This is a genomic window from Amycolatopsis plumensis, from assembly GCF_042652605.1.
In the GTDB taxonomy this organism is placed as follows: domain Bacteria; phylum Actinomycetota; class Actinomycetes; order Mycobacteriales; family Pseudonocardiaceae; genus Amycolatopsis; species Amycolatopsis plumensis.
Genome location: NZ_JBHSJY010000001.1, coordinates 2,407,498 through 2,425,919, shown reverse-complemented (window position 1 = coordinate 2,425,919; position 18,422 = coordinate 2,407,498). Strand labels below are relative to the sequence as shown.

Below are 18,422 nucleotides of genomic sequence, written 5' to 3'. Positions count from 1 at the left end.
AGGGCGGGCTCGATGGCCGAAGAGCGGGAAGAGCTGAGCTGGGAGCTGTTCGGCACGGCGAGCCGTGAACTGGCTCACACCATCGCCGAAGACGGCTTCGCGCCGGACCTCATCCTCTCCATCGCCCGCGGCGGCCTGTTCGTCGCCGGTGCCCTCGGCTACGCGCTCGACGTGAAGAACCTGCACGTGATGAACGTCGAGTTCTACACCGGCGTCGACCAGCGCCTCGACCTGCCGGTGATGCTGCCGCCGGTGCCCAACGTCGTCGACCTGACGAGCAAGAAGGTGCTGATCGCCGACGACGTCGCCGACACCGGCGCCACGCTCAAGCTGGTCCGCGACTTCTGCCTCGAGCACGTCGCCGAGGTCCGCTCGGCCGTCGTCTACGAGAAGCCGCACTCGACGGTGAAGTGCGAGTACGTCTGGCGGCACACCGACCGCTGGATCAACTTCCCGTGGTCGGTGCTGCCGCCCGTGGTCACCCGCGAAGGACAGGTGCTCGACGCATGAGCGACCCCTTGAAGCCCCTCCTCGACCTCGAAGGCGTCGCGGCGGCCGCGAAGTCGGCGCAGGACGCGGTCTTTGCGGTCCACCGCCTCCCCGCGAACCTCCGCGGCGGCGCGGCGACGGCGGCCGAGGCGTCCGTGCGCGCCGCCCGCGCGTCCGCCGGCATCGAGGGCGCCAACCCGGAACTCCCTCTCGACGGCGCGGTCGACGACCCGGTCCTGGCCGGCGCGCTGCGCGTCGCGGAGACGCTGGAGTCACTGCTGCCGACGTGGCGTCGCGCACCGCTGCAGGCGCTGGCGCGCCTGCACGTCCTGGCCGCGGCGGACCTCGTCGACGACCTCGACGCGCTGGGCCGCCCGCAGTCCGGCGGCGGCCGGCTGGAGCTGCTGGCCCAGCTGGTGACCGGAGCGACGTCGGTCCCGGGCCCGGTCCTGACGGCGGTGGTCCACGGGGAACTGCTGGCGCTCAAGCCGTTCGGCAGCGCGGACGGCGTGGTCGCCCGCGCGGCCGCCCGCCTGACGATGGTCGCGACCGGCCTCGACCCGAAGTCGTTGAGCGTGCCCGAGGTGGCGTTCTTCCGCCGGGTCCCGCGTTACCTCGAGGCGGCGGAGGGATTCGCGAGCGGGACGCCGGAGGGCGTACGCGCGTGGCTGCTCTTCTGCTGCGAAGCGTTCGAGGCGGGCGCGCGCGAAGCGAAAAGCATCTCGGACGCGGCTTCTTAGCCCGTCAGCTTCGCCGACCACTTCTCTTCGATCCGCCCGAACCGCCACACCGCCAGCGCGACGACCCAGGTCAGCACGAACAGTCCGACGATCCCGAAGCCGACGTAGTCCAGGTCCACCGAAGCGATCGCGGCCAGCGGCCCGCTCGTGATGGCCAGCTTCTCGGCGAGGATCGACACCAGCTCGATCGTCCCGATGAGCAGCGCCACCGCGACCGACAGCGCGGTCACCGTGAGGTTGTAGAAGATCTTGCGCACCGGCTTCGCGAACGCCCAGCCGTAGGCGAAGTTCATGAAGCAGCCGTCCACGGTGTCGAACAGGGTCATCCCGGCCGCGAACAGGATCGGCAGCACGAGGATCGCGTACCAGGGCAGCGCGAACGTCGCCGCGCCCGCGGCCAGCACGAGCAGCCCGATCTCGGTCGCGGTGTCGAAGCCCAGCCCGAACAGCAGCCCGACCGGGTAGATGTGCCACGGCTTGCGCACGGCCTTCGTCGCCCCGCGCAGCAGCCGGTTCATGAGGCCGCGGTTGTCCAGCTGCCGCTCCAGCGCGGCCTCGTCGAACTCACCCCGGCGCATCTGCCGGAAAACCCGCAGGATCCCGGCCAGCACCACCAGGTTGAGGATCGCGATCACGTACAGGAACACCCCGGACACCGTCGTCCCGATCACGCCGGTGGCCTGGTGCAGCGCCGACGAGTCGTCCTCGACCTGCCCGGCCAGCGCGCGGACGCCCAGTGACAGCAGCAGGCAGAGCACGAAGACGATCGTGGAGTGCCCGAGGGAGAACCAGAACCCCACCGACAGCGGCCGCTGGCCGTCGCCCATCAGCTTGCGGGTCGTGTTGTCGATCGCGGCGATGTGGTCGGCGTCGAAAGCGTGCCGCATGCCCAGCGTGAACGCCGTGACCCCCAGCCCGATCCCGAACACGCCGGACGTGCCCAGCGCGTAGTGGTGCGGCGCGACGAACGCCGTGAGCACGCCCCAGCCCACGACGTTCAGCAGCAGGACGAACCCCGCCATCCCGCCGATCGACACCCACTCGCGACGCGACAGGCCGCGTCGCGAGTCCTCGTCCGTGCCCGCCATCGCCCACCGGCCTTCCCTCTCATCTGAGAGGTTAGACAGGTGAACAGATGAAGATCTAGCTGGCTCGCACCCTGAGAGTGTCCAGCGCCTTGCGCACGTGCCCGCCGGACGTGTGCAACGCCTTCGCGGCGCTCTTGACGTCCTCGCCGGACAGCAGGTGCACCAGCGCCACCTTGAGGTCGCCCCCGGCCTCGGTGAGCGCGTCCGAGCAGTCCGCCATCGTCATGCCGGTGGCTTCCTGCAGGATCCGGATGGTCCGGCCGCGCAGCTTCGCGTTCGTCGCCCGCATGCTGACCATCAGGTTGGAGTAGGTCCGGCCCAGCTTGATCATCGTCGCGGTGGAGAACGACGTCAGGATCATCTTCTGCGCCGTGCCCGCCTTCATCCGCGTCGAACCGGCGATCGCCTCCGGGCCGGTGTCGACGGCGATGAGCACGTCCACCCCGGCCGGCTTCGCGGCCTTGGCGTTGCCCGAGACCAGGCCGGTCCGGGCGCCCTGGCGCGACGCCGCGGCCAGCGCACCCAGCACGTACGGCGTCCTGCCCGACGCCGTCAGCCCCAGCACGAAGTCACCCGGCTGCACCATCGCGGCCATCTCGGCGGCGCCCGCCGCCGAGTCGTCCTCCGCGTTTTCGACGGCGTGGCGCAGCGCGCGCTCGCCGCCGGCGTGGTGCGCGATGAACCAGTCGCCCGGCACGTTGAACGTCGGCACCAGCTCGGCCGCGTCCAGGGTGGCCAGCCGCCCGGACGTGCCCGCGCCGACGTAGTGCACCCGGCCCCCGGACCGTAGGGCGTCCACCGCGTGGTCCACCGCGCGCGCCACCTGGGGCAGCACCGCGGCCACGGCACCGGGGACCGTGCGGTCCTCGGCGTTGATCGCGCCCAGGATCCCCGCGGTGGACATCAGGTCGATGTCCTTGGTGCGGGGATTGCGGGTCTCGGTCGGCGAATCGACGTGCACCGCCTGCACGGGGACGGTCATCATGCGCCTCACATTTTCTCCGGTCATTACTTGCCGGTTTCCCGCGGACGGCGACGACCGTCCGGCCTGACCCCCAAGCGGTGCGATCCGACTGCGTCCCTGGTCGCGTCCAGCGCGCTGACCGACGCGTCCATGTGCCGCTGCGCGACCCCGATGAACAGGCAGTCGATGACGGTGAGCTGGGCGATCCGGCTCGCCGTCGCTCCCGAACGGAACGTGGTTTCCCGGGCCGCGGTCGTCAAAACGTGATCGGCGACCTCGGTGATCGGGGAACGCGGGAAGTTCGTCACGGCGATGGTGACCGCGCCGTGCTCGCGCGCCACGCGCAGCGCCTCGACGGTGTCGGTGGTCGCGCCGGTGTGCGAGACGCCGATCGCGACGTCACCGGGGCTCAGCACCGCGGCCGAGGTGAGCATGATGTGCGTGTCGGACCACGCGAAGCACACGCGGCCGATGCGGTGCAGCTTCTGCTGCAGGTCGGCGGCGACGAACGCGCTGGCGCCCACGCCGTAGACGTCCACGCGGCCGGCGTTCGCGACGACCTCGATCACCCGCTCGAGGGTGGCGACCTCGAGCTGGTCGGCGGTCTCCTCGACCGCGCGGGCGTCGGCGAAGCTGACCTTGCCGATCACCGCGGCCAGGTCGTCCTCCGGGCCGATCTCGCCGCCGAGGTTGCGGGTGGTGCGGGCCTCGGTGCGCGCGGTGTCCGCGGCCAGCGCGATGCGCAGCTGCGGGTACCCGCCGACGCCGACGGCCTTGCAGAACCGCGTCACCGTGGTCTCGCTCGTGTTGGCGGCCAGGGCCACCTCGGTGATGCTGCGCCGCGCGACGGACGCGGGGTCTTCCAGCACCACCTTCGCCACGCGCTGCTCGGCGCGGGCCAGGCCGGGGAGCAGGGACCGGATCCGCACCAGCGGGCTGGAGTCCGCGTCCCGCACGGCCGTCTGGACCGATACGGGCTCGGACGGTGCCGTGCCGACTACGGATTCGGTATCACTCACCGTCGGAAAGTTACTAACCGTTGGCATCTGCGACAAGGCTACCCACACCCTTCGGTCGGATCGCAACCCGTCCGTGTCTGCGGATCTGGATTTGCGATTAATCACTGACCAGAAAGTCGCCAACCAGGTCGACCTTGTTAACGAGGTCAAGCTAACGACTTGGCAACTTAGTGTCGCGGTGCAAGCGGCAAGCGGACGGTAAAATCCGGCTTGCGGTGGACATTCGGCGACCGGCCGGTCACCGACAGGTCAACTGCCAACCCTCTGCAATGAAAACAGCGGGGTCTCGTTCACCGTCGAGGAGTGATCGGCCGCTCTCGGTGACTTTCACACCGTCGACCGAAACGCCCCGTCCCGTGTAACTCGGGTCGGTGCTGTAACGCCAGCGGAGGCTCACCGACGCGCCTTGCGGCAGCGTGCCGACCGCCCGCCACCAGGCACGGTGCCCGTGTCCGGAGAGCGACGTCACGGTTCCGGAGGGTGCCCCCGGTCCGGACACCGAGAGGGCGATCGGTTGCCAGTTCACGCCGTCGGTACTGGCCTGCAGCTGAAGTGGATCACCGCTGCCCTCGGTGTCCACGAAAGCGGCGAACGACACCCGCGCTTGATCGCTGTGCGTAGTAAAGGCGCGAGTACTGAGCGTAGCAACGCTGGCGTTACCCAGCGTGCTCGCCCAGGCGTCCTTCCCGGCGACCGGCCGCACCGCCATGGCCCTGGCCAGCGACGTCGCCCAGACCTGGCGGGCGGTGTTGATCGAGCCCCAGTTCCGGGACGGGTGCACCCGGTTGGTCAGCAGGATCGCGAACGAGCGGGACTCCGGGTCGATGACCAGCGTCGTTCCGGTGTACCCGGTGTGCCCGGCGGTGACCGGCGACGCCAGCGCACCCATGTACCAGGGCTGGTCGAGCTCGAAGCCGAGGCCGTGCGAGTCGTCCGGGAACTGCTGGTTGTAGTTCGTCAGCATCTGCCGGACGGTCTCCGGCCGCAGGATCCGGTGCCCGTGGTAGCTGCCGCCGTTGAGGATCGCCTGGGCGAGGACAGCCATGTCGCCCGCGGTGCTGAACACGCCCGCGTGCCCGGCGACGCCGCCGAGCGACCAGGCGTTCTCGTCGTGCACGCTGCCGCGCACCATCCCGCGCGGCGGGTTCGCCTCGAACTCCGTCGCGGCGATCCGGTTCAGCTTCGCCGCGGGCGGGTTGTACCCGGTGTCGATCATGCCGAGCGGCGCGGTGATCCGGTCGTGGACGACCTTGTCCAGTGACTGCCCGGTCAGCTTCTCGACGATGAAGCCGAGCGTCAGCAGGTTGATGTCGGAGTAGAGGTACGTCGTCCCCGGCTTGTTCTTCAGCGGGCTGTCGAGCACGGCCTGCCGGCGCGACGGGATGTCGGGGTAGCCCGCCCAGAGCGACGGGATCGGGTCGGCGTCGAAGCCGGAGGTGTGCGTGAGCAGCATCTTGACGGTGATGGCGGCCTTGTCGCCGGTGGCGAACTCCGGGAAGAAGCGGCTGACCGGGGTGTCGATGGTGAACTGCCCGCGTTCGGCCAGCTGCAGGACGGCGATCGAGGTGAACAGCTTCGAGATCGAAGCCATGTCGAAGATCGTGTCGTTCTTCATGGGGACCTGCTGGGCGAGCGGCAGTTCGGTGCCCTGGGCGTCGGCGTACCGCAGCGCGCCGCCGACCGCGTACCGGTCGACGACCACGCCGTCGTGCGCGAGCAGGCCGACCGCCCCGGAGAAGTGCGGGTGCCCGGAGGAGTCCGGCCTCGTCCAGCTCGCCAGGAAGTCCTCGGCCGCCTTGATCGGCGCCGGGTCCAGGTTGACGTCCTGGGGCCGTCCGTCGCGCAGCGCCGTCCACGGCGGGGCGAACCCCTGCTGCGGCCGGTCGAAGCGGCCGGCCACCGGGTCGTGGCTGGTGATGGCGCCGGCTCCCGAGGTCAGTGTGGTCAGTGCGACCAGTACTCCGGTGGCCGCGACGAGCACCTTCCTAGCACGCACGAGTCTCCCCCTCAGCGGTAGAGCAGGTAGTGGCGGCGTCTCTGGTCGAATTCGGCCAGCTCGGCCCGCCAGGCGCCGGTGACCTCGTTGACGCCCGCGCCGGCGTCGACCATGGTCCGGAGCCGGTCGGACCCGGACAGCTTGTCGATGTAGTTGTCGGGGCGCCACGCGAACACGTCCGGGTGCACGGCCTTCGCCGTCACGAGCATGGCGACGGCCGTCCGGATGGCGTCGAAGGCCCGCGGGTCCTCGACGCTCAGTTGCACGCCCCCGCACGTCTGGTTGACGAACTTGCTGAACGTGGGGACGAAGTACGTCTCACGGAACTTCGCTCCGGGCAGCTGCTCGTCTTCGAGCTTCTCGCGCCAGCGCCAGTCGAGCCCGGGCGCGCCGATGATCTCGAACGGCCGGGTGGTGCCGCGGCCCTCGGAGAACACCGTGCCTTCGAACATCCCGGTGCCCGGGTAGACGAGCGCGGTGTCCGGCGTCGGCATGTTCGGGCTCGGCAGCACCCAGTTCAGCCCGGTCTGCGCGAAGAGCGTGTCACGCCGCCAGCCGCGGACTTGGACGACGTCGAGCTTCACCTTCTCGCCCGGCAGGAACTCTCCCGCGAAGAAGCGGGCGAGCTCGCCGACGGTCATGCCGTGCTGCTGGGCGATCGGCTGCCGGCCGATGCCGGAGGCGAACTTGGGGTCGAGCACCGGCCCGGCCGCCCGGCCGCCGAGCGGGTTCGGCCGGTCCAGCACGACGAGGGTGGCGCCGACCTGCGCCGCGGCCACCATCGCGGTGTAGAGCGACCAGATGTAGGTGTAGAACCGGGCGCCGACGTCGGCGATGTCGAACACCACCGTGTCGACGCCGGCCTTGGTGAACAGCGAAGCGAGCTTCGTCGCGTCGACGCCGTACGCGTCATAGACCGGTATGCCGGTGCGAGGGTCGGTGTAGTCGCCTTCGGAACCACCGGCCTGCGCGCTGCCGCGGAAGCCGTGTTCGGGGCCGAAGGCCGCCACCGGTTTCACGCCGGCCGCGACCATCGAGTCGACGATGTGGTCGCCGTTCAGCAGCACGCCGGTCGGGTTGGAGAGCACCCCGAGCTTGCGGCCCTTCAGCGGTCCCCAGCCCTGCGCGGCCAGCTGCTCGGCGCCGGTCAGGACGCGGTTCGGGTGTGCTGCTTCCGGCTGCGCTCCGGCGACGGCCGAGCCGCCCGCCAGCATCGGGACGGCGAGCGCGCTCGCGCCGAGGAAGTGCCGCCGGTTGAGGTTCACCACGTCAGCCCGTGGCCGAAGGGGTACTTCACGGTGTGCACGTCGGCCCCCGCCGGGATGTCGACCGGCAGCTTCCCGACCGGCTTCGTCTCGCCGAGGATCACCTTGGCCAGGGCTTCGAGGGTCGGCCCGATGTAGCCGTAGGTGGCCAGCCACGTCCGCACGGCGCTCGGGTACCCGGCGTCGTACGGGATCTGCGCGGCGACCGCGACGACCGGCTTCCCGGTGGCCTGCAGCGCGTCGAGCAGCTTGGTCTGCAGGGGGTAGGTGGCGATGTTGTTGGTCAGGACGACGACGAGGTCGGCGTTCTGCGCCTGGGCGACGGCCTGCGCGACCTGGGCGTCCGTCGGGGTCTGGCCGGTCTGGAGGGCCGTCGCGGCCGTGCCGTGCGCGGTCAGCTTCTGGGCGAGGTTCGCCGTCGTCGAGACGCCCCACCCGGTGACGAGCGCCGTCGCGGGCTTCTGCTTGAGGGGCAGGAGACCGGCGTCGTTCGCGATGGCCGTGATGCCGCGGTCGGCGATGTCCTGGGCGGTCTTGAGGCTGGCCGGGACGCCGACGGTCTTCATGACCATGTCCGGGTTCACGAACGGCGAGAACAGGATGCCGCGCTTGAACTTCAGCTTCAGCACGCGCAGCACGCTCTGGTCGATCCGCCGCATCGGGATGTCACCGGACCTGACCGCGGCGAGGACCGAGTTGATGGCGAACTCGAGGTGCACGGGCATGAGCAGCTGGTCGACGCCCGCCTTGAGCGCGAGCACCGGGATCTCGGCGTCGCTGTGCAGCTTGCGCACGCCCTCCATCTCGAGGGAATCGGTGATCACGACGCCGTTGTAGCCCAGTTCGGTGCGCAGGCGGTCGGTGATGATCGGCTTCGACAGCGTCGCGGGTTCGAGCGACGGGTCGAGGCTCGGGAACTGGATGTGCGCGCTCATGATCGAGTCGACGCCGGCCGCGATCGCGGCCTTGAATGGCGGCACGTCGTTGGTGCGCCAGTACGCCTCGGTGCTGTCGATCCGCGGCAGCCCGGTGTGGCTGTCGGTCGGCGCGGCGCCGTGCCCGGGGAAGTGCTTGGCCGTCGCCGCGACGGACTTCTCGAAGCCCTTCAGCTCGGCGGTGACGAAGTCGCTGGCCAGGCCCGGCTGGCCGGAGAACGACCGGACCCCGATGACCGGGTTGACGGGGTTGGAGTTGACGTCGGAATCGGGCGCGAAGTCCTGGTTGATCCCGACGGCGCGCAGCTCCCGGCCGAGGATGGTCGCGGCCTGCGTCGCGCGGTCCGTGTCCCGCCCGGCGGAGATGGCCATAGCGTTCGGGAACTCGGTGGCCGGCGCGCCCATCCGCGTGACGGTGCCGCCCTCCTGGTCGGCGGCGATCTGCAGCGGGATGTGCGCCCCGCTGGTGATGGCGGCCTTCTGGAGGCCGTTGGACAGCTTCGCGACCTGCACGGGGTTGTCGAAGTTGTCGCGCGTGGCGTTGTCGAAGTAGATGACCCCGCCGAGGTGGTACTTCGCGACGACCTGCGCCGGGGTGTCGACGCCGAAGTCGGCCTGGTTCTTCGGGTTGACCTCGTCGGCGGTCTTGCCGTTCACCCAGGTCACGAAGAGCTGCCCGACCTTCTGCTCGAGCGTCAGCCCCCGCAGCGCCTGCGTGGCGGCGGCCTCGGCCTGCGCTTCGGCGCTCACCCGCGGTGCGCTCGCCGCGGTCGCGACACCCACACCAGTGAAGGCGAGCACCCCCGCGACGGGCAGGGCGAGCGCATGGAACCTCCGATTTCGGGTCGTCACGACCAGCCTCCCAGAAGTAGCGGGCGCCGGTCGGGACGTCAGAAGTCCACTCGGAGGCGCCAATATCGGGAAGCTACTCACCGAATCCGGCGCTGTCCATCGACCGACCGCACGAACGGCCCAGTCGTACCCGGATCGGTAGGAAATTCTCCGTTCGCAAGATGCACCCGGCTCCGAACGGACGCCGAGTCCCGTCTTCAATCACGCGAGTCCTGCCTTCAATCACGCGTGATGCCCCTCCAATCACGCGAGATGCCCCTCCAATCACGCGTGATGCCCGGCCGATCACAGGAGATGCCCGGTGCCTACCCCCAGATAGACGAGGCGGCGCCCGTGGCCGAAGCCACGGGCGCCGCCTGCAAGCGCGAACTTCTCGGGCGACCAAGCGTGCAACTCTGGTCGTACCTACATGGACTCGGCGTGTGGCGTCCCACTACGCAGTCCCTAGACGACGAGCCTCCCGCGGCGCGCTGCGCGTGGGTACCCGGAGTCCGCGCACGGAGGTTTGCCGGGGTGGAACAGGCTTCTCTTCTACCTGTTCCCTGGCCGACCGAACGTCCGCACCTACTTTCTACGCCGTGAGCCCGGTCACTTCAAGTGCGCGGACGGGTGCACCGGTACAGAGGCTGGATCGGGTGACACCGGCACCCTCCGCGACGGACAATTCGGGGCTGGGCCTGGCAAAGTGGAGGCCGTACGGCCGTGTGGGTGGCGGCTGTCCGGTCAGCGGGACCGACGGCGACGGTTGAGGCCGTACCAGGTCGCCCCGGCGGCCACCGCGCCGACGCCGAGCGCCACCATCCCGGCCGAGCGGGTCGGCATCCGGGTGCGCAGCGACATCGGCCGGTCGAAGGCCAGGATCGGCCAGCCGCGCTCGAGAGCCTCGCGCCGCAGGAGCTTGTCCGGGTTGACCGCGTGCGGATGCCCGACGACCTCGAGCAGTGGGATGTCGGTGCTCGAGTCGGTGTAGGCGAAGCACTCGGCGAGGTCGTAGCCGTGGGTCGCGGCGAGCTGCTTCGCGGCCACGGCCTTGTTGGCGCCATAGCAGTAGAAGTCGACTTCGCCGGAGTAGCGGCCGTCGACGATCTGCATCCGTGTGGCAACGCTCCGGGTCGCCCCGAGCATCTCCGCCACCGGCGCGACGACCTCTTCTCCGGTCGCCGACAACACGATCACGTCGTGCCCGTCCTCGCGGTGCCGCGCGATCAGCTCGGCCGCCTCGGCGTACACGAGCGGGTCGACGACGTCGTGCAGGGTCTCGCGGACGATCGCCGAAACCTGGGCGACGTCCCAGCCGGCGCACAACGCGGAAACTTCGGCGCGCAGCCGCTCGGTTTTGTTCTCGTCGGCGCCCGCGAGCGAGAACACCAGCTGCGCGTATGCGCTTCGCAACGCGGCGCGACGGTTGATCAATCCTTCTTTGAGGAGCGGCTTGCTGAACGCCAGCGCGCTCGACGAAGCAATGATCGTCTTGTCCAGGTCGAAGAACGCGGCCACCGCGTGCTCCGGGCCCGGCTTCCGGATGCGCGACGGCGCGCTGCTCGGTTCGGCCACCCGCCCAGGATAGGAGCTTGATCGCCGCGCGTCCCGTTGATCCACCACGCGCGCGTCGCGCCGGGCGGAAAATCCATGACAGGCAGGCACTTCGGGCGCGCTGTGCCGTTACCGAACTGTGTGCCTGATCCGGTGCGCGAACCGGCGCCGGGCGGAGTTACAGTGAGGGAGCCCGGTGTCCAACCGGGCCGGTTCAGTCCGACCCCCCGGGGCTGAACCCACGGCGGCCCCCGTCCCTCCCCCCTGGCGGGGGCCGCCCTCTTACCTTCCGTTTGCCTTTCCGGTTGTCTTTACCGTGGCCGGATTCATGCCTTCTCGCGGCGGGCGCGGATTTCTTGCCTTCCGTTAACCTTCGGCCATTTTCCGGTGCGTCACGAATCGGGGGTTCGCGACGGACACGAATCTTGGCGTGCGGATATTCGTGCTGATTTCGGCCGCAGATGCGTGACGCGCGGCCGGGATCCTGCCACAGCCCACCGGCGGAACCGATCCGCGAGCGGGTCCGCGGGCGGCAGTTGTCCACAACACCCCGGTTGTCCACAGCCGGCCGTCCGACCCGTTGTGCCACCCCGTCCCCGCCCGCGACGGTGGAACCCGGGCCACCCACGGCCCGCACCGACGACGGGGGAGGAACGCATGACGGGGGAACGACCGCTGGTGATCGCCGCGGACGAAACCGTGCTCGACGAGGTGCTGCGCGTGGCCGCGGTCGCGGGCTGCGAACTCGACCGCGCCCCGGACCTGACGGCGGCGAGCGGGCACTGGGCCCGCGCGCCACTGGTGGTCCTCGACGAAGAAACCGTGCGGCACTCACCGGTGCTGCCCCGCCGCCGCGGGATCGTCCTGGTCTGCAAGGGCGGCCCAGGACAGGCGGCGTGGGAGCACGCGTACCGCGGCGGCTTCGACCGCGTGATCTCGTTGCCCGAAGAGGAGTCCGAGCTCGCCGGAGCGTTCGCCGACGTCGTCGAGACACCGGCGGAGCAACCCGGTCTGGTGCTCGGCGTGGTCGGCGGCCGGGGCGGTGCGGGCGCGTCCGTGTTCGCGGCGACGCTGGCGCTGGCGGCCGACTGCGAACCGGGCGGCGCCCTGCTGCTCGACTGCGATCCGCTCAGTGGCGGCCTGGACGTGTTGCTCGGCTTGGAAAAGACGGCCGGAGCACGCTGGCCGGCCGTGCGGCTGAGCGGCCGGGCATCGGTGTCGTCACTGGTCGCCGACCTCCCGCAGCGAAGGCACCGCGGCGGCAGTCTCCCGGTGCTCGCGTCCGGGCCCGAAGGCGCAGGCCCCGATCCCGGGTCGTTGTCGGCGATCCTGTCCTCCGGTCGCCGCACGGGCCGCACGGTGGTGTGCGACCTCCCGCGCGCCCTCGGTGAGGCGTCCGAGGAGGCGGTGTTGCGGGCCGACCTGGTGGTGCTGCTGGTGCCGCTGGAGTACCGAGCATGCCTGGCGGCGAAGAAGGTGCTGTGCCGGCTACAGGAACTGACGGCCCGCATCGGTCTAGTCCTCTGTGGACACTCGGGGGACCCGGCCGCGGGTGGGGCCGCCCTCATCGGCCCGCCCGTGCTGGCCTCCATGCCCCCGGAGCGCGGCGTCTGGCAAGCACTGGAACGCGCCGAGTTCCCGGCGAAACGAAGAGGCCCCCTCGCCGCGGCGGCGGGCAAGATCCTTTCGATAGCCCGCAGCGAGGCAGAGGCGGCCGCCCAATGACTCCCACGGCCGCCGAACTCCGCGCGAGCGGCGCCCCGACCAGAGTGTCGGACCTGCTGCTGCCCACGGTGTTGAGCCTCCTGACCCGGTCCCCGGCAACGATCTCGAGGCTGCTGCCCACCCAGCCGAAGACACCCGCGGCATCCGCTCTGACGGCGCAGCCCCCGCCAACGCCGGGCCGCTGTCCGTCGCAAGGCACTCGCGTGACCGCACTTCGCGGCAGCCCACCGGCCGCACCTCGCGACCTCGCGCCACCGCATTCCCCTCCAGGCACCCGAGTCACCGCATCCCGCGATCCGCGACCGGCCACCCGGAAACCCACCCACCGAGCAAGACGGGCGAACTCATGACCACCGACTTCGTGGACCGCGTCCGCAACCGCCTGGCCGGCGACCGCCGCCAGGCCGACCCGGTCGCCGTCGCGACCGCAGTCCGCGCCGAAGCAGGCGGCGCCCTCGGCCACGAGGCCGTGCTCGACGCCGCCCGCCAAGCCCGCGACGAGTTCGTCGGCGCCGGCCCGCTGGCTCCACTTCTCGACGACCCCGCCACCACCGACGTGCTCGTCACCGGCCCGCATGAGGTCTGGACGGACGGCCCGCAAGGCCTCACTCGCACCGGCATCCGGTTCAAGGACGAAGAATCCGTCCGCCGCCTGGCTCAGCGCCTCGCCCTCGCAGCCGGGCGCCGCCTCGACGACGCCCAGCCCTACGTCGACGGCTGGCTCCCCGCCGCGGGCCCCCACGGCCGCATCCGCGTGCACGCCGTCCTCCCGCCGATCGCGGCCGGCGGCACCTGCCTGTCCCTCCGCGTCCTGCGCCCGGCGACGCACGACCTCACCACGCTCGGTAAACTCGGCGCGTTCGACGAGGCCGGTGCCAACCTCCTCCGCACCGTCGTCTCGAAGCGGATGGCGTTCCTCGTCACCGGCGGCACGGGCGCGGGCAAGACCACGCTCCTGGCCGCGCTGCTGGGCGCCGTCGACCCGGGCGAACGGATCGTCAGCGTCGAGGACGCCGGCGAGCTGCAGCCCGCGCACCCGCAGTTCGTCGGCCTCGTCGCCAGACCGCCCAATGTGGAGGGTGCGGGCGCGGTCGGCCTGCCCGAGCTCGTGCGCCAGGCGCTGCGCATGCGTCCCGACCGGCTGGTGGTCGGCGAGGTCCGCGGCGCCGAGGTCGGCGCACTGCTCACCGCGCTCAACACCGGCCACGACGGCGGCGCCTGCACCGTCCACGCCAACTCCCCGGCCGAGGTGCCCGCCCGCATCGAAGCACTGGCCGCGCTCGGCGGGCTCGGCCGCGATGCCGTGCACAGCCAGCTGGTCGCCGCGATCCGCGTGGTGCTGCACATGCGGCGCGAAGCCGGCGGCCGCCGTCGCCTCGCCGAAGTCGGCGTGCTCCGCGCGGAACACGGCCGGGCCCGGGTCGTGCCGGTGTGGCGCGCGGGCCGGTGGACGGTCGACCGGCACCTGTTCGCAACGTCGGGGGCGATCGCGTGCTGAGCCTCCTCTTGGTGCGGATTTCCCTGCTGTTGAACGCTTTTCCGCGTCAGCGAAGGAGGCGGCGATGATCACCCCGTGGCTCCCGTTGTGCGTGGGTGCGGCGCTGGCGTGCTGGCCGGCGCCTCCGAACCGGCTCCAGGTCGCGATCGAGCCACCGGCCACCGTCCGGGTCCCCGAGGTGTGGCGCGTCGTCCGCTGGCTGCTCCCGGCCGCCATCGCCGGACTGCTCGCGGGAACCGGCGGCGCGATCGCCGCCGGCGTGCTGACACTGGCGTGGAGCCAGGAGTGGCGAGCCCACCGCCGAGCCACCGCGGACCTGACGATGGCCGCACACACCGCGACCGCGCTGCGGACGATGGTGGCCGAGCTCCGCTCCGGTGCCCATCCGGTCACGGCCGCCGAAGCCGCCGCGGACGTAGTCCCGGCGGTGGCCGACGACCTCCGCGCCCTGGCGACGGCGGCCCGGCTCGACACCGAGTTGCGCGCCCCGGCCCTGCCCCAACTGGCCGCGGCCTGGACGCTGGGCCAGCGCCACGGCCTCCCGACGGCCGACGTCCTCGACGCAGCCCGCCGCGACGCCGAAGCCGGTCTGGCGTTCGGCCGCCGCATGCGTGCCAAGCTGGCCGGGCCGCGGGCGAGCGCGGCGGTGCTCACCGGGCTGCCCGTCCTCTGCGTGCTGCTCGGGCAAGCCATGGGTGCGGCGCCGCTGTCGGTACTGACCGGCAGCACACCGGGCCAAGTGCTGCTGGTCGCCGGGTGCGTCCTGCTCTGGGCGGGCACGGCCTGGTGCCGCGCCTTGACCGGACAGGTGCGGATCCGGTGACCGCGATCGCGCTCGTGCTCTTCGCCGGGGCCCTGCTGAGCTGGCCGGACGAAGCCATCGCGCGGCGCTTCATCCAGCTGACCGGCCCGAAGCCCGTCCGCAGGGGGCACCGCGCGGTACCCCACATCGCGGCGGCGGTGGGCGGTATCTCGACGGCGGTGCTGGTCGGCGGGATCGCCGGGGTGGTGGCGGGCACGATCGTGACCGCGACCGGGTGGTGGGCGATCCGCCGCACCCGCCGCCCGCGACCACCGGCCGGGGACATCGCCGCCAAGCTGCGGCTGGCGGGAACGCTCGACCTCCTCGCCGCCTGCCTGCGCGCAGGGCTGCCGGTGCCCTCGGCGCTGGGGGCCGTGGCCGGCGTGGCGCCCGCAGCAGCGAGGACGGCGCTGACCTCGACGGCCGGGCTGCTCGCTCTCGGCTCCCGGCCGGACGAGGCCTGGGCGCCGGTGCGGGCTGTCCCGGGTTTCGGCGAACTGGCCGCCGCGGCGATCCGGACGTCCCGTTCCGGCGCGGCGTTCGCCACGGCGGCCGGCGACCTCGCCGGACGTCTGCGCGACGAGCTGGCCACCGAAGCCGAGGAGCGCGCCGAGCGGGCCGGGGTGGCGCTCGCCCTGCCGGTCGGACTGTGTTTCTTGCCGGCCTTCTTCTGCCTGGGCGTGCTCCCGGTCGTCCTCGGCCTCGCCGGGCGGCTCGGCCCGCTCTTCTGACCACGAACCCCCCATCGAAGGGAAACCCCATGCGCGCGTTCCGCCGCCGGCTCCGCTCGGACGACGGCTCCACGACGGTCGAGTACGCGATCGTCACGGTCGCCGTCGCGGCCTTCGCGGCTGTCCTCTACTCCTTGCTCACCGGCGACTCGGTCGTCTCGTGGCTGACCAACCTGATCATGAAGGCCTTGTCGGTGCCGTCATGAGACACAAGGACGAAGGCTCGGTGACGGTCGAGGCAGCGCTCGGCCTGGCCGGCCTGGCGGTGGTGACGGTCCTGCTGCTCGCGGGCCTCACGCTGCTGACGAGCCAGTTGCGCTGCACCGACGCGGCCCGCGAAGCAGCGCGGCTGCTGGCCCGAGGCCAGCCGCAGGAGGCGGCGGCCGCGGCCCACGAGATAGCCCCGCCGGGCGCGAACCTGACGTTCGAGCAAATCGGCGACAGGATCACGGCCAAGGTAACGGCCCACCCGGCGGCCGGCCTCCTCCCGACCATCCACCTCGGCGCAACGGCCTACGCAGTGGCCGAGCCGGGCGCGGAGGTGACGCATGCCCCAGGCTGAAACGCGCGCCTCGGACAGGGGAGCGGCCACGATCTGGACGGCAATGGCGGTGGCGGCCCTGGCGGCCGTGGCCACGTTCGCGCTGTGGCTGGGAGCAACGGTGATGGCCCGCCACCAGGCCGAGTCGGCGGCCGACCTGAGTGCGCTGGCCGCAGCCTCCCACGCGAGCGAAGGCCCGGCCCGGGCATGCGAACTCGCCAGGTGGGTAGCCGACCGCATGGGAGTGCGGCTCCGCACCTGCCGCTGGCAGCAGCTCGACGCACTGGTCGAAGTGGAGGCGCCCGGCCCAGCCCTCGCCGGCTTGCCGAGCCCATCCGCCCACGCCCGCGCCGGACCGGCGGACGAGCCATCCCACCCACCCACGGCCCTGTCGCCGAGTGGCCTCGGCGGCACACCCATCCGCCCACTCGAAGGCGGCGGGTGAACCATCGCGCCCGCCTCCGAGCGAACCGCGCTGCTCGGTGTCGCACGTTCGCGACACTGCATCACTGCCCGCGGCCGCTGGAACGGAGACGCCCCCTCCTGACGGCGGCCGTGGCGGCCGACCGCCTTATCCGCAGCACCCGACGGTGTCGCGCGTTTGCGACAGCGCGCCACCCCCGGCGGCTGGAGCGGACGTGCCGGTGCGGGTGCTGCCTCGGTGGCGGCCCCCGATCTGTCCGCGGCACGCGACGGTGTCGCGCGGTGGCGGCAGGCCGCCACCACCGGCGGCCAGAGTGCGGTGCGATAGCCGCCTCTCGGCTGCGCTCGTGGCGGATCCCGGCGTTGTCCGCAGCTCGCGACACTGTCGCGCGGTTGCGACAGCGCGCCACCGCGGTGGCTGGAGCGGACATGCCGGTCCGGGTCCTGCCTCGGTGGCGGGCCCCCGGTCTGTCCGCAGGACCCGACGGTGTCGCGTGGTGGCGACAGGGCGACACCACCCGCGGCCGGAGTACGGTGCGATAGCCGCCTCTCGGCGGTGCTCGTGGCGGATCCCGGCCTTGTCCGCACCTCGCGACACTGTCGCGCGTTTGCGACAGCGCGCCCCGCTCCCGCGGCATCGAAACCTGAAGCGCTGGTCGGGCCGGGCGGATCCAGCCTGTCCGCAGCCGCGAACCCTGTCGCGGACTTGCGACACAACGCCACCCACCGCCGTCGCAGGGTGCGCCTCAGCCCATCACCTGTCGCGCCCGGCGGACGCCGACCGGTCGGTATGGGGCGGTGACCGGCTGATCCGCGCGGCCGGGCGATGAGCGGCTGATTGTCACGGGCAGCGGTCGTCAGTGCACGGCGAGCGGTCGAATCGGCTGCTCACCTGGGCCGAACCGGTGCGCTCGCCCCCTCGGACAGGCGGTCGGAACGCTGCGGATCCTGCGGTTTCCCACGACGAACGGTCCGGTGTGCGGTCGCCGTTCGCCGTCCATCCGCGCCCGGGGTTCGGTCGGGCCGTACGGATCACTGGGCGTTCATCGCCTCGTAACCACCGGTTGTCGCGTGGGGGTTCCGAGCAATGTGCAACTTGCCGTTAAGTGAGATGTGCGACACCACGGCAGGGTTTAGCGGGTCGCGGAGAACCGGAACCTAAGGCAGGAAAGACAATGTTGGACGCGAATTGGCCGGACAGCTGGCGCGGTGCCTTCCGCATCGAACTGCGGGCGGAGGCGATCGGCCTCGCTTGGCGCGGCTGGCCGGTGCTCCCGGGCGTCGACCCCGCTCCGCTCACCGACGGCGACGACCTCACCTGGCGCCGTCCGGTTCCGGCCATTGACGGCTGGCGCGAGCAACTCGGCACCCACGCCCACGAGGTCGCCACCTGGTTCTCCGACCGCACCCACAGCCTGCTCGTCGCCACCGGCACCGTGCTCGACGCCATCGAGGTCGACGACGAACTCGGCAAGCGCGCCTGCCGCCTCCTCCGCGCCCTCGGCCACCCCGCGCCCATCATCGCGCTGCCGAACGGCCGCTGGCTCTTCCTCACCACCGTCGCCGACCGCGTGCCGGCCGAGCTGGCCTCGCGCGCCGGGATCCAGTGGCACGGCAAGGGCAGCTACATCCCGCTGCCGCCGTCGCCGTTCCAGCACGGTGTCGTGCACTGGCGCGTCAAGCCCGAGGTCTGCGGCTGGCAGCTGCCGGACGCCACCGAGGTGCACGACGTGCTCGTCCGCGCGCTCGCCGGCGCCGACGCCGCGCAGCTGGTCCACACCACTGCGGCCTGAAGCACCCGAACCACCGCCACCGGCCGGT

Annotated in this window: 18 protein-coding genes; 11 read left to right on the top strand and 7 right to left on the bottom strand. The window is 71.7% G+C overall.

All coding sequences use genetic code 11. The features are described 5' to 3' along the window. Positions 1-12: 12 nt before the first annotated feature. On the top strand, positions 13-510 hold the full coding sequence (locus tag ACFPLC_RS11495) for a phosphoribosyltransferase (protein WP_191312649.1): 498 nt from the start codon (positions 13-15) through the stop codon (positions 508-510). Then, a complete protein-coding gene (locus ACFPLC_RS11490; RefSeq protein WP_378200517.1) occupies positions 507-1,229 on the top strand; it encodes a Fic family protein in 723 nt (240 codons plus the stop codon). Before ACFPLC_RS11495 ends, ACFPLC_RS11490 begins: the two co-directional genes overlap by 4 nt. On the opposite strand, the gene nicT is transcribed toward ACFPLC_RS11490, so the two are convergent. The 7 genes from nicT to ACFPLC_RS11455 form a co-directional block, all read right to left on the bottom strand. Continuing rightward, positions 1,226-2,317, bottom strand: coding sequence for a Nickel transporter NicT (nicT, locus tag ACFPLC_RS11485; RefSeq protein ID WP_378200514.1), 1,092 nt, complete (start codon positions 2,315-2,317; stop codon positions 1,226-1,228). The two genes, ACFPLC_RS11490 and nicT, sit on opposite strands and share 4 nt — an antisense overlap. 55 nt (positions 2,318-2,372) lie before the next feature. Further along, entirely contained in the window at positions 2,373-3,302 is a 930-nt protein-coding gene (locus ACFPLC_RS11480) for an N-acetylmuramic acid 6-phosphate etherase (protein ID WP_378200512.1), read from the bottom strand. A 23-nt stretch (positions 3,303-3,325) separates the two neighbouring features. Beyond that, positions 3,326-4,300, bottom strand: coding sequence for a MurR/RpiR family transcriptional regulator (locus ACFPLC_RS11475; RefSeq protein WP_446681648.1), 975 nt, complete (start codon positions 4,298-4,300; stop codon positions 3,326-3,328). Positions 4,301-4,538: 238 nt separating this feature from the next. Then, positions 4,539-6,296: a serine hydrolase gene (locus ACFPLC_RS11470; RefSeq protein WP_378200506.1), complete on the bottom strand. Its 1,758-nt coding sequence runs from the start codon at positions 6,294-6,296 to the stop codon at positions 4,539-4,541. Between the two features lie 11 nt (positions 6,297-6,307). After that, positions 6,308-7,561, bottom strand: coding sequence for an exo-beta-N-acetylmuramidase NamZ family protein (locus tag ACFPLC_RS11465; RefSeq protein ID WP_378200503.1), 1,254 nt, complete (start codon positions 7,559-7,561; stop codon positions 6,308-6,310). Next, positions 7,558-9,297: a glycoside hydrolase family 3 protein gene (locus tag ACFPLC_RS11460; protein WP_378200559.1), complete on the bottom strand. Its 1,740-nt coding sequence runs from the start codon at positions 9,295-9,297 to the stop codon at positions 7,558-7,560. Before ACFPLC_RS11460 ends, ACFPLC_RS11465 begins: the two co-directional genes overlap by 4 nt. Before the next feature lie 774 nt (positions 9,298-10,071). Beyond that, positions 10,072-10,902: an HAD family hydrolase gene (locus tag ACFPLC_RS11455; RefSeq protein WP_378200500.1), complete on the bottom strand. Its 831-nt coding sequence runs from the start codon at positions 10,900-10,902 to the stop codon at positions 10,072-10,074. A gap of 636 nt (positions 10,903-11,538) precedes the next feature. On the opposite strand from ACFPLC_RS11455, the gene ssd reads away from it, so the two are divergent. From ssd to ACFPLC_RS11410, 9 genes are all read left to right on the top strand, one after another. After that, a complete protein-coding gene (ssd, locus tag ACFPLC_RS11450; RefSeq protein ID WP_378200497.1) occupies positions 11,539-12,606 on the top strand; it encodes a septum site-determining protein Ssd in 1,068 nt (355 codons plus the stop codon). A gap of 346 nt (positions 12,607-12,952) precedes the next feature. Next, entirely contained in the window at positions 12,953-14,104 is a 1,152-nt protein-coding gene (locus ACFPLC_RS11445; protein WP_378200495.1) for a TadA family conjugal transfer-associated ATPase, read from the top strand. Between the two features lie 64 nt (positions 14,105-14,168). Beyond that, on the top strand, positions 14,169-14,927 hold the full coding sequence (locus ACFPLC_RS11440) for a type II secretion system F family protein (protein WP_378200492.1): 759 nt from the start codon (positions 14,169-14,171) through the stop codon (positions 14,925-14,927). Beyond that, a complete protein-coding gene (locus ACFPLC_RS11435) occupies positions 14,924-15,637 on the top strand; it encodes a type II secretion system F family protein (protein ID WP_378200489.1) in 714 nt (237 codons plus the stop codon). The genes ACFPLC_RS11440 and ACFPLC_RS11435 overlap by 4 nt, the downstream gene beginning before the upstream one ends. Positions 15,638-15,666: 29 nt before the next feature. Then, positions 15,667-15,843 (top strand): DUF4244 domain-containing protein, encoded by a 177-nt coding sequence (locus ACFPLC_RS11430; RefSeq protein WP_378200486.1) that lies wholly within the window; start codon positions 15,667-15,669, stop codon positions 15,841-15,843. Beyond that, positions 15,840-16,199, top strand: coding sequence for a TadE family type IV pilus minor pilin (locus tag ACFPLC_RS11425; protein ID WP_378200483.1), 360 nt, complete (start codon positions 15,840-15,842; stop codon positions 16,197-16,199). Before ACFPLC_RS11430 ends, ACFPLC_RS11425 begins: the two co-directional genes overlap by 4 nt. After that, complete coding sequence (locus tag ACFPLC_RS11420; protein WP_378200480.1) at positions 16,186-16,623, top strand: Rv3654c family TadE-like protein; 438 nt, start codon at positions 16,186-16,188, stop codon at positions 16,621-16,623. The genes ACFPLC_RS11425 and ACFPLC_RS11420 overlap by 14 nt, the downstream gene beginning before the upstream one ends. Positions 16,624-16,779: 156 nt before the next feature. Continuing rightward, complete coding sequence (locus tag ACFPLC_RS11415) at positions 16,780-16,929, top strand: hypothetical protein (RefSeq protein WP_378235805.1); 150 nt, start codon at positions 16,780-16,782, stop codon at positions 16,927-16,929. 847 nt (positions 16,930-17,776) lie between these two features. Next, on the top strand, positions 17,777-18,394 hold the full coding sequence (locus tag ACFPLC_RS11410) for a bifunctional DNA primase/polymerase (RefSeq protein ID WP_378200477.1): 618 nt from the start codon (positions 17,777-17,779) through the stop codon (positions 18,392-18,394). Positions 18,395-18,422: the final 28 nt, after the last annotated feature.